Source organism: Streptomyces sp. NRRL S-31 (assembly GCF_000718775.1).
Classification (GTDB): domain Bacteria; phylum Actinomycetota; class Actinomycetes; order Streptomycetales; family Streptomycetaceae; genus Streptomyces.
In genome coordinates, this window is sequence record NZ_JOCB01000157.1 from 1 (window position 1) to 9,998 (window position 9,998).

Annotated in this window: 8 protein-coding genes and 1 rRNA gene; 5 read left to right on the forward strand and 4 right to left on the reverse strand. The window is 74.6% G+C overall.

What is annotated here, in order from left to right:
- From mtrB to mtnA, 3 genes are all read right to left on the reverse strand, one after another.
- Nucleotides 1-1,996, reverse strand: a 1,996-nt coding sequence (gene mtrB / locus IF37_RS0136805; RefSeq protein WP_030753485.1) for an MtrAB system histidine kinase MtrB, incomplete at its 3' end; no start/stop codon positions are given.
- Between the two features lies 1 nt (nt 1,997).
- Nucleotides 1,998-2,687 carry a two-component system response regulator MtrA gene (mtrA, locus tag IF37_RS0136810; protein ID WP_187279108.1) on the reverse strand — a complete coding sequence of 230 codons (690 nt, stop codon included), beginning with the start codon at nt 2,685-2,687 and terminating at the stop codon, nt 1,998-2,000.
- 169 nt (nt 2,688-2,856) lie between these two features.
- Nucleotides 2,857-3,999: an S-methyl-5-thioribose-1-phosphate isomerase gene (gene mtnA / locus IF37_RS0136815; protein ID WP_030753488.1), complete on the reverse strand. Its 1,143-nt coding sequence runs from the start codon at nt 3,997-3,999 to the stop codon at nt 2,857-2,859.
- A gap of 140 nt (nt 4,000-4,139) precedes the next feature.
- Here mtnA and IF37_RS0136820 point away from each other — a divergent pair, with 140 nt between their 5' ends.
- The 5 genes from IF37_RS0136820 (at nt 4,140) to IF37_RS0136840 (ending at nt 9,798) form a co-directional block, all read left to right on the forward strand.
- On the forward strand, nt 4,140-5,519 hold the full coding sequence (locus IF37_RS0136820) for a glycerophosphoryl diester phosphodiesterase membrane domain-containing protein (protein WP_030753490.1): 1,380 nt from the start codon (nt 4,140-4,142) through the stop codon (nt 5,517-5,519).
- 73 nt (nt 5,520-5,592) lie between these two features.
- Nucleotides 5,593-6,306 (forward strand): DUF4129 domain-containing protein, encoded by a 714-nt coding sequence (locus IF37_RS0136825; RefSeq protein WP_253915955.1) that lies wholly within the window; start codon nt 5,593-5,595, stop codon nt 6,304-6,306.
- On the forward strand, nt 6,303-7,499 hold the full coding sequence (locus IF37_RS0136830) for a DUF4350 domain-containing protein (protein ID WP_030753494.1): 1,197 nt from the start codon (nt 6,303-6,305) through the stop codon (nt 7,497-7,499). The genes IF37_RS0136825 and IF37_RS0136830 overlap by 4 nt, the downstream gene beginning before the upstream one ends.
- Entirely contained in the window at nt 7,499-8,488 is a 990-nt protein-coding gene (locus tag IF37_RS0136835) for a MoxR family ATPase (RefSeq protein ID WP_106981933.1), read from the forward strand. The genes IF37_RS0136830 and IF37_RS0136835 overlap by 1 nt, the downstream gene beginning before the upstream one ends.
- On the forward strand, nt 8,488-9,798 hold the full coding sequence (locus IF37_RS0136840; protein ID WP_030753500.1) for a DUF58 domain-containing protein: 1,311 nt from the start codon (nt 8,488-8,490) through the stop codon (nt 9,796-9,798). Before IF37_RS0136835 ends, IF37_RS0136840 begins: the two co-directional genes overlap by 1 nt.
- Nucleotides 9,799-9,902: 104 nt before the next feature.
- Here IF37_RS0136840 and rrf read toward each other — a convergent pair.
- A 5S ribosomal RNA gene (rrf, locus tag IF37_RS41105) occupies nt 9,903-9,998 on the reverse strand; the annotation flags it as partial.

Consider the following 9,998-nt stretch of genomic DNA (forward strand, 5'->3'; position numbering starts at 1 on the left):
GGGGTCCGCCGGTGGGCCGGGGCACCACGCGCGCCCCGTTGCCGTTGCCGGGCAGCGCGGTCGGATCGGCGGCCGGGGCGGCACCGGAGAGGCGCGGCGCGATCGACGCCCGCGGGGGCAGCGCGGACGCCTGTGCGCCGGCCTGCTGCACCGGGACGGTCGCCCGCTTCTCCTCGCCGCCGTGCGGCAGCCCCGCGTCGCCGAGGCCGCGGTTGCGGCGCGAGTCCTTGGGCTCCAGCGGTATCGGCGATCCCCGCAGCGGCTCGTCCGCGGTCCTGGGCAGCGTCAGCCGGAACTGGGAGCCGCCGCCCGGCTCGCCCCACGCCTGGAGCCAGCCGCCGTGCAGCCGCGCGTCCTCCAGGGCGATCGACAGCCCGAGGCCGGTACCGCCCGTGGTGCGCGCGCGTGCCGGGTCGGCCCGCCAGAAACGGCTGAAGACCCGGGTCGCCTCACCGGGCTTCAGCCCGACGCCGTAGTCCCGTACGGCGACGGCCACGGCCCCGCCCGCCGCGGCGAGCTTGACGACGACGTCCCTGCCCTCACCGTGCTCGACGGCGTTGACGACGAGGTTGCGCAGGACCCGCTCCACGCGCCGGGCGTCCGCCTCGGCGACGACGGGCTGCTGGTCGCCGACCACCCGTATGTGCGTGCCCTTGCGCTCGGCGAGCGGCTCGGCACCGCTCACCACCCGCCGCACGACCTCCCTGAGGTCTATCGGCTCGGCCTCCAGCGCCGCGGCGCCCGCGTCGAAACGGCTGATCTCCAGCAGGTCCGCGAGCAGCGACTCGAACCGGTCCAGCTGGTCGGCGAGCAGCTCGGCCGACCGCGCGGTCACCGGGTCGAAGTCCTCCCGCGCCTCGTGGATGACGTCGGCGGCCATCCGGACCGTGGTCAGCGGGGTGCGCAGCTCGTGGGAGACGTCGGAGACGAACCGCCGCTGCATCCGCGACAGGTCCTCCATCTGCTGGATCTTGACCTGGAGGTTCTGCGCCATCTTGTTGAAGGCCTCGCCCAGGCGCGCGATGTCGTCCTCGCCGGTGACCTTCATCCGCTCCTGGAGCCGGCCGGCGGACAGCCGCTCGGCGATCCCGGCCGCCATCCGCACCGGCGTGACGACCTGCCGCACCACCAGCCAGGCGATGGCGCCGAGCAGGACGACGACGAACAGCCCCGCGGTGGCGAGCGTGCCCTTGACCAGGCTCAGGGACTTCTCCTCCTGCGTGAGCGGGAAGAGGTAGTACAGCTCGTACGGGCGGCCGTTGGGGTCGTTGACCTGCTTGCCGATGACCAGCCCCGGCTGCGACTGTCTGCCGCCGAAGTAGACGATCCGCGTGTTGCTCTGCACGGCCGTCGTACCGCTGTTGACCCGCTCGCGCAGGTCGGCGGGGACGCTGGAGGTCGGGTTGACGTTGCCGGAGCCGCGGGGGCTGCGTCCACCGCCGCTGTCGTCGCCCACGGGCAGCGTCACCACGTCGAAGGCGCCCGCGCCGCCGCTGGACAGCGACTCCACGAGGTCGCTCATCCACTGGATGACGTTCTGCGACTGCCGCCCGTCCGCGGTCGCCGTGCCGTCACCGGTGCCCGTGCCACCGGCCGCGTCCGTGCCGCCCGCCGCCTCGTCGGCCTTCTGCTTGGCCACCGCGAACCCGCCCGTGGCCTGGCTCTGCGAGGCCTTCACCTTCGCGTCCAGCAGGCCGTTGCGCACCTGCCCGATCACGACGAAGCCCAGCAGCAGGACGACGCCCAGCGACATCAGCAGGGTGGCGGCGACCACCCGGAGCTGGATGTTGCGCCGCCACAGCCGCATCACCGGCAGCAGCGGACGGCGCACCCAGCGCAGCAGCAGCCGCAGGACCGGGCTGCCCTGGGCACCGCCCTCCAGCAGGCCGCGCTCGAACAGGTTCCTGAGGCGTGCACCCGCGGCCGGCCGGCCGACAGGCCGCCCCGGACGGTTCCCGGGACCGCCGGGAGCCGAAGCGGCACTGTCCCCGGACATGTCAGCTCGGTCCCGCCTTGTAACCGACACCGCGGACGGTCACCACGATCTCCGGCCGCTCCGGGTCCTTCTCGACCTTGGAACGCAGCCGCTGGACGTGCACGTTGACGAGCCGGGTGTCGGCCGCGTGCCGGTAGCCCCACACCTGCTCGAGCAGCACCTCACGGGTGAACACCTGCCACGGCTTGCGCGCGAGCGCGACCAGCAGGTCGAACTCCAGCGGGGTCAGCGCGATCGACTGCCCGTCCCGCTTCACCGAGTGCCCGGCGACGTCGATGACCAGGTCACCGATGGTGAGCTGCTCCGGCGCCGGCTCCTCCGACCGCCTGAGCCGCGCCCGGATCCGGGCCACCAGCTCCTTCGGCTTGAACGGCTTGACGATGTAGTCGTCGGCGCCCGACTCCAGGCCCACGACGACATCGACGGTGTCGCTCTTCGCCGTGAGCATCACGATCGGCACCCCGGACTCCGCCCGGATCAGCCGGCACACCTCGATGCCGTCCCGGCCGGGCAGCATCAGGTCGAGCAGCACCAGGTCGGGCTTGCTCTCACGGAACGCGGCCAGCGCCTTGTCGCCGTCGGCTACGAAAGACGGCTCAAAACCTTCACCACGCAGCACGATGCCGAGCATCTCGGCCAGTGCGGTGTCGTCGTCGACGACAAGGACTCGTCCCTTCATAAACGACATCATCCCATTCTCATAACAGCGACAGGCGCCCTGGTGAGGGAGGTCACTGGCCGGTGACCCTAGTCGTATCGGGCCGTCACTGTCTGCCCCGTCCGCCGACGCCGGCGCGTCCACACCCCGCGCGTGCCCACGGCGGGGCCGGTGCGGCGCACCGCACCGGCCCCGCGGCGCGTCAGCCGGCCACCGCCCGGCGGGACCTCGCGCAGACCTCGGCGAGCGCGTCGGCGGTCACCGGCGAGACGGCCCCCTCCTCGGTGACGATGGCCGTCACCAGCTCGGGCGGGGTCACGTCGAACGCCGGGTTGTACGCCTGCGTCCCCAGCGGCGCCACCGGGACACCGCCGCCCGGCCCCGCCACCGGCACCTGCGGCGCCATCACCTCGGTCACCTCGAAGCCGGGACGCTGCTCGACCTCGATGGACGCCCCGTCGGGAGTGTCCGGGTCGACCGTCGTCACCGGCGCCACCACGATGAACGGCACATGGTGGTACCGGGCGAGCACGGCCAGCGGATAGCTCCCCACCTTGTTCGCCACCGAACCGTCGGCCGCGATCCGGTCCGCGCCGATGAGCACCGCGTCCACCTCGCCCGCCGCGAACAGCGAACCCGCCGCGTTGTCGGTGAGCAGCGTGTACGCCATGCCGGCGCGCGCCGCCTCCCACGCCGTCAGGCGCGCCCCTTGCAGCAACGGACGCGTCTCGTCCACCCACAGCCGCCGCAACCGCCCCGCCCGGTGCGCGGCGAGGGCCACCGCGAAGGCCGTGCCCTCCCCTCCCGACACCAGCGAGCCGGTGTTGCAGTGGGTCAGGATCCGGTGCCCGCCGCCGGGCAGCAGCTCGTCCAGCAGCGTCAGCCCATGGGCCGCCATCCGCGCACTGGCCTCGGCGTCCTCCCGGTGCAGCGCCCGCGCCGCGGCCAGGGCCGCCACGGCGGCGGCGGTGGGATCGCCGCTCCCGGCCAGCGCCGCCCGGTACGCTGTCTCGGCCCGGCGCACCCCCACGGACAGGTTCACCGCGGTGGGCCGGGCGCCCTCCAGCGCCCCCGCCGCCTCGGCCACGTCGAAGCCGCGCGCGGCGGCGAGCGCGACGCCGTACGCGCCCGCGATCCCGAGCAGCGGCGCACCGCGCACGGCGAGCGAACGGATCGCCTCCACCAGCGCCGACGCGTCCGTGCACACCAACTCGACCTCTTCGGCCGGGAGCCTCGTCTGATCGAGAAGGACCAGTACGGGACCTTCTGGTGGTTCCTCCCATCGGATCGCCGGTATCCCGGTCGGCCGCTTGTCCCCGTCCGTTCGCGCCTGCTGATCAGCCATGCCGTCAGTCTGCCCCGGATCCGGCCGACAATTGAAGGAGTCCAGCCCCCACCGTGGCCGGTACCCAGGTGACCGGCCCATGGCACGATGGCTGCCAACCTGCCGCCGCGACCGCGGACGGGCACCGAGAAGGAGCTTCGATGACAGACACTCCGGGCTGGGCCTCGCCCGGATCCGCCCCGTCGTCCGAGGGGCGGGAACCCGGTGCGTCCGGCCCCGCCGAGCCCGCCGACCGCCCGGGCCCCGCCGGGCCCGCACCGCAGCCGGGCCCGGACGCGCAGGGCCCCGGCACGAAATGGTCCGCGGAACAGCCGCCACCCGGCCAGTGGTCGGCGCCCACCGGTGTCCCCGGCCCGGACCAGGCCCCACCGCCTCCGCCGCCCGGCCCCGACTGGGGCGGGCAGCAGCCCCCCGGCGGCCCGGGCCCCGGCGGCCCCGGCGGATACGGCGGCGGGTACGCGGGCCCGCCCGCCGGCTGGGGCGGCGGCCCGGCCTGGGGCGGCGGCTGGGGCGGACCGCCCCCCGCCGCCAAGCCCGGCGTCATCCCGCTGCGCCCGCTCGGGGTCGGCGAGATCCTCGACGGCGCCGTCTCCACCATGCGCACCCACTGGCGCTCGGTGCTCGGCATCTCGCTGGCGGTCGCCCTGGCGACCGAGATCAGCCTGGTCCTCCTCCAGGGCTACATCCTCGACGACGCCCTCGCCGGTGGCGCCCTCGACAGCCGCACCGCCACACCCGACGAGGTGTTGCGTTCCCTGCGCGACACGGTGATCGGCACCGGACTCGTCTCGGTGATCTCCGCCGCCGCCATGGTCGTCGCGACCGTCCTGCTCACGACCATCACCAGCCGCGCCGTGCTCGGCAAGCCGGTCACCACCGGCGAGGCCTGGCGCGCGTCCCGCCCGCAGCTGCCCAGGCTGTGCGGTCTGCTCCTCCTGCTCGGCCTGATCGTCCTCGGCGTGATCGTCGCCGGGGCACTGCCCGGACTGCTGCTCCTGATCAGCGGCGGCAGCGACGCCGGCGGGGCCGTGCTGATGGTCCTGGGCATCCTCGGCGGCGCCATCGTCGCGGTATGGCTCGCCGTCCGCTACTACCTGGCCGCGCCCGCCCTGATGCTGGAACACCAGAGCATAGGGAAGTCGATGAGCCGCTCCGCCAAACTGGTGCGGGGCTCCTGGTGGCGCGTCTTCGGCATCCAGCTGCTCGCCGGACTGATCGCGAACATCGTCTCCGCGCTCGTGGCCGTCCCCTTCGCCGTCATCGGCGCGGCCGTGAGCGGCGACGGCATGGCCGACCTGCTCGGCGCCGACGGCGGACACGTGAGCTGGTCGTTCCTGATCATCCGAGGGATCGGCTCCCTGATCGGCGCCACGCTCACCCTCCCGATCAGCGCCGGCGTCACCGTGCTCCTCTACATCGACCAGCGCATCCGCCGCGAGGCCCTCGACCTGGAACTGGCCCGCGCCGCCGGTGTCCAGGACTACGGCACCGGCGCCCCCGGTCCCCTCCCCGGGAGCTGATGCGGTGAGCCTCACGGGGGGAGTGCTCACGGCGGCGGCCTCGTCCGGCACCACCGCCACGGCCGCGGGGCGGCTGTGGCGGGCGGCGGACCGGCTGCGGTTGGCGGCCGGCGGCTCGGGCGACGAGCCGCCGGTGACCGTCCCGCGCGATCCCGCGCGGGAGGCGGCCCGGCGCGAGCTGTCCCGGCGGATGTACCACGAGAACGACCCCGGCCTGTTCCAGCGCGCCCTGAACGCGTTCTGGGACTGGCTCGACCGGCTTCTCGGCGCCGCCGCCTCGGCCACCCCGGGCGGCACGGCCGGCCTGGTCGCCGTCGTCCTGTTCGTCGTCGCCGTCCTCGCCGCCCTCTGGTGGCGCCTCGGCACCCCGAGCCGCCGGCCCGCCTCCTCCGCCGCGGTCCTGTTCGACGAGCGCCCCCGCAGCGCCGCCGAACACCGCGCGACCAGCGAGGCGCACGCGGCCCAGGGCCACTGGAACCAGGCCGTCCAGGAGCGCATGCGCGCCATCGTCCGCTCCCTGGAGGAACGTGCCCTGCTGGACGTGCGCCCCGGCCGCACCGCCGACGAGGCCGCCGCCGAGGCCGGCCGCGTCCTGCCCGCGCACACCGGCCGGCTGCGCACCGCCGCCCGTGCGTTCGACGACGTCACATACGGCGGACGCAGGGCCGGCGAGCAGGCGTACGACCGCCTCGCCGCACTCGACCACGACCTGGAACGCACCAGGCCGGCCCTGGCCGGCAGCACCACCGGCCCGGCCCGCGACGCCCGCCGGGGAGCAGCCGAGTGACCGCCGAGGCCACGCCCACGACCACCTCCACCGCCCCCACCGCCCGCGGGCTGTGGACCCGCTCGCGCGGCATCACGCTCGCCGCCGTCCTGATCCTGGCCGCGGCCGTCGCCATGGCCGCCGTACGCTCCACGGCCCGCCACGGCGACCTGGACCCGCGCTCCGCCGACCCCTACGGCAGCCGCGCCGTCGCCGAACTCCTCGCCCAGCGGGGCGTCTCCACCCGCGTGGTCACCACACTCGACGCGGCACGCGCCGCCACCGGCCCGGACACCACCCTGCTGGTCGCCGTACCCGACCGGCTGACCCCCGGCCAGCAGACCCGGCTGCACATCACGACCGCGGCCTCCGGCGGACGCACCGTCCTGATCGCGGCCGGCGCCCGGTCCGTCGAACGGCTCGCCCCCGGGGTCACCGCGGACCCCGCCACCAGCGGCGGCTCCACCCTCGCCCCGGAGTGCGCGCTGCCCGAGGCCCGGCGCGCGGGCACCGCCGACACCGGCGGCATCCGCTACACCACCACCCGCCTCGACGCGGACTCCTGCTACCCCAGCGAGCGCCTCGCCACCCTGCTGCGCCTCCCGGCGGCCACCGGGGACGGCGACACCCTCGTGCTCGGCGCACCCGACATCCTCCGCAACGACCGCCTCGACGAACAGGGCAACGCCTCGCTCGCCCTGCAACTCCTCGGCTCCCGCCCCCATCTGGTCTGGTACCTCCCCTCGCTCGCCGACGCCTCCGCCACCGAGACCGGTGAGCGCGAAAGCCTCTTCGACCTGCTCCCCGCGGGATGGCTCCTGGCCACCCTGCAACTCCTCGTCGCGGCGGCCCTGGCCGCCTTCTGGCGCGCACGCCGCTTCGGCCCCCTCGTGGCCGAGCGGCTCCCCGTCGCGGTCCGCGCCGCCGAGACCACCGAGGGCCGCGCCCGCCTCTACCGCAAGGCCGACGCCCGCGACCGCGCGGCCACCGTGCTGCGCTCCGCCACCCGCACCCGTCTGGCCCCCCTCGTCGGCGTCCCCGTCGCCCAGGCCCACGCACCCGAGGCCCTGCTCCCCGCCCTGTCCGCCCGCCTCACCGGAGACGGACAGACCCTGCACTCCCTCCTCTTCGGACCGCCGCCCGACGACGACGCGGCCCTCATCGCCCTCACCGACCGACTCGACGCCCTCGAAAGAGAGGTACGCCGTCCATGATGGACCCGACCACTGACAACGCCGGGCGGAACGGGGACGCGGCCGACGCCCGGGCCTCCCTGGAAGCCCTGCGTGCCGAGATCGCCAAAGCCGTGGTCGGCCAGGACCCCGCCGTGACCGGCCTCGTCGTCGCCCTCCTCTGCCGCGGACACGTCCTCCTCGAAGGGGTCCCCGGGGTCGCCAAGACGCTGCTCGTCCGCACCCTCGCCTCCGCGCTGGAACTCGACACCAAGCGCGTCCAGTTCACCCCCGACCTGATGCCCAGCGACGTCACCGGCTCCCTCGTCTACGACACCCGGACCGCCGAGTTCTCCTTCCAGCCCGGCCCGGTCTTCACCAATCTGCTCCTCGCCGACGAGATCAACCGCACCCCGCCCAAGACCCAGTCGTCGCTGCTGGAGGCGATGGAGGAGCGCCAGGTCACGGTCGACGGCACCCCGCGCCCGCTGCCCGAGCCGTTCCTGGTCGCCGCGACCCAGAACCCGGTCGAGTACGAGGGCACCTACCCCCTGCCCGAGGCCCAGCTGGACCGGTTCCTGCTGAAGCTCACGATCCCGCTGCCCTCCCGCCAGGACGAGATCGACGTCCTGACCCGGCACGCCTCGGGCTTCGACCCACGCGATCTGCGCGCCGCCGGCGTACGCCCCGTCGCCGGCCCCGCCGACCTGGCCGCGGCCCGCGCCGCCGTCGCCGCGACCACCGTGTCGCCCGAGATCACCGCCTACGTCGTCGACCTCTGCCGCGCCACCCGCGAGTCGCCGTCCCTCACCCTCGGCGTCTCCCCGCGCGGCGCCACCGCCCTGCTCGCCACCTCGCGCGCCTGGGCCTGGCTGACCGGCCGTGACTACGTCATCCCCGACGACGTGAAGGCCCTGGCCCTGCCGACGCTGCGACACCGCGTCCAGCTGCGCCCCGAGGCCGAGATGGAGGGAGTGACCGCCGACTCGGTCATCAACGCCGTCCTCGCCCACGTCCCGGTTCCCCGCTGATGCCGCTCACCGGACGCGCCGCCCTTCTCGCGGCCCTCGGCTCGATCCCCGTCGGCGTCCTGGAGCCGGGCTGGACGGGCATCCTCGCGGTCAACGGCTCCCTCGCCCTGGCCTGCGCCTGCGACTACGCGCTGGCAGCGCCGGTACGCCGACTGCTGCTGACCCGCTCCGGCGACACCAGCGTCCGCCTCGGCGACACCGCCGAGGTCACCCTCACGGTCACCAATCCGGCCGGCCGCCCCCTGCGAGCCCGGCTGCGCGACGCATGGCCGCCGAGCAGCTGGCAGCCGGGCACGGAGACCGGCTCGTCCCGGCACCGGCTGACCGTACCGCCGGGCGAGCGGCGGCGCGTGACGACCCGGCTGCGCCCCACCCGCCGCGGCGACCGCCAGGCGGATCGCGTGACCGTCCGCTCCTACGGTCCCCTCGGCCTGTTCACCCGCCAGGGCACGCACAAGGTGCCCTGGACGGTACGGGTCCTGCCGCCGTTCACCAGCCGCAGACACCTCCCGTCGAAACTCGCCCGGCTGCGTCAACTCGACGGCCGCACCGGCGTGCTGACGCGGGGTGAGGGCACGGAATTCGACAGCCTGCGCGAGTACATCCCCGGGGACGACACCCGCTCGATCGACTGGCGAGCCACGGCCCGGCAGTCCGCCGTCGCCGTCCGCACCTGGCGTCCCGAACGCGACCGGCACATCCTGCTGGTCCTGGACACCGGCCGTACCTCGGCCGGCCGGGTGGGCGACGCGCCCCGCCTGGACGCCTCCATGGACGCGGCCCTACTGCTGGCGGCCCTCGCCGCGCGCGCCGGCGACCGGGTCGCGCTGCTGGCCTACGACCGCCGGGTACGCGCACTGGTCCAGGGCCGCACCGCCGGTGACGTGCTGCCGTCCCTGGTCGACGCGATGGCCTCGCTTGAGCCGGAACTCGTCGAGACCGACGCTCGCGGCCTCACCGCCGCCGCCCTGCGCACGGCGCCCCGCCGTTCGCTGATCGTGCTCCTCACGACGCTGGACGCGGCACCGGTGGAACAGGGTCTGCTCCCGGTGCTTCCGCGGCTCACTCAACGCCATACGGTTCTGGTCGCCTCGGTGGCGGATCCGCACATCGCCAGGATGGCTCGGGCCCGTGGCAGCGCGGAGGCCGTGTACGAGGCGGCGGCAGCGGGGCAGGCGCAGAGGGAACGGGAGCGCACCGCGGAACAACTGCGCCGTCACGGTGTGACGGTGGTGGACGCGCTTCCCGAGGATCTGGCGCCGGCGCTCGCCGACGCCTATCTGGCCCTGAAAGCGGCGGGACGACTCTGACCGGTGCCGAACTCTGACGCCGAACCAGCTGTCATTCGCCGGGATTATCCCCATAACGCAGAAAACCCCCGCATCGAAATGATGCGGGGGTTTTCCCAAATATTGTTCGGCGGCGTCCTACTCTCCCACAGGGTCCCCCCTGCAGTACCATCGGCGCTGTGAGGCTTAGCTTCCGGGTTCGGAATGTAACCGGGCGTTTC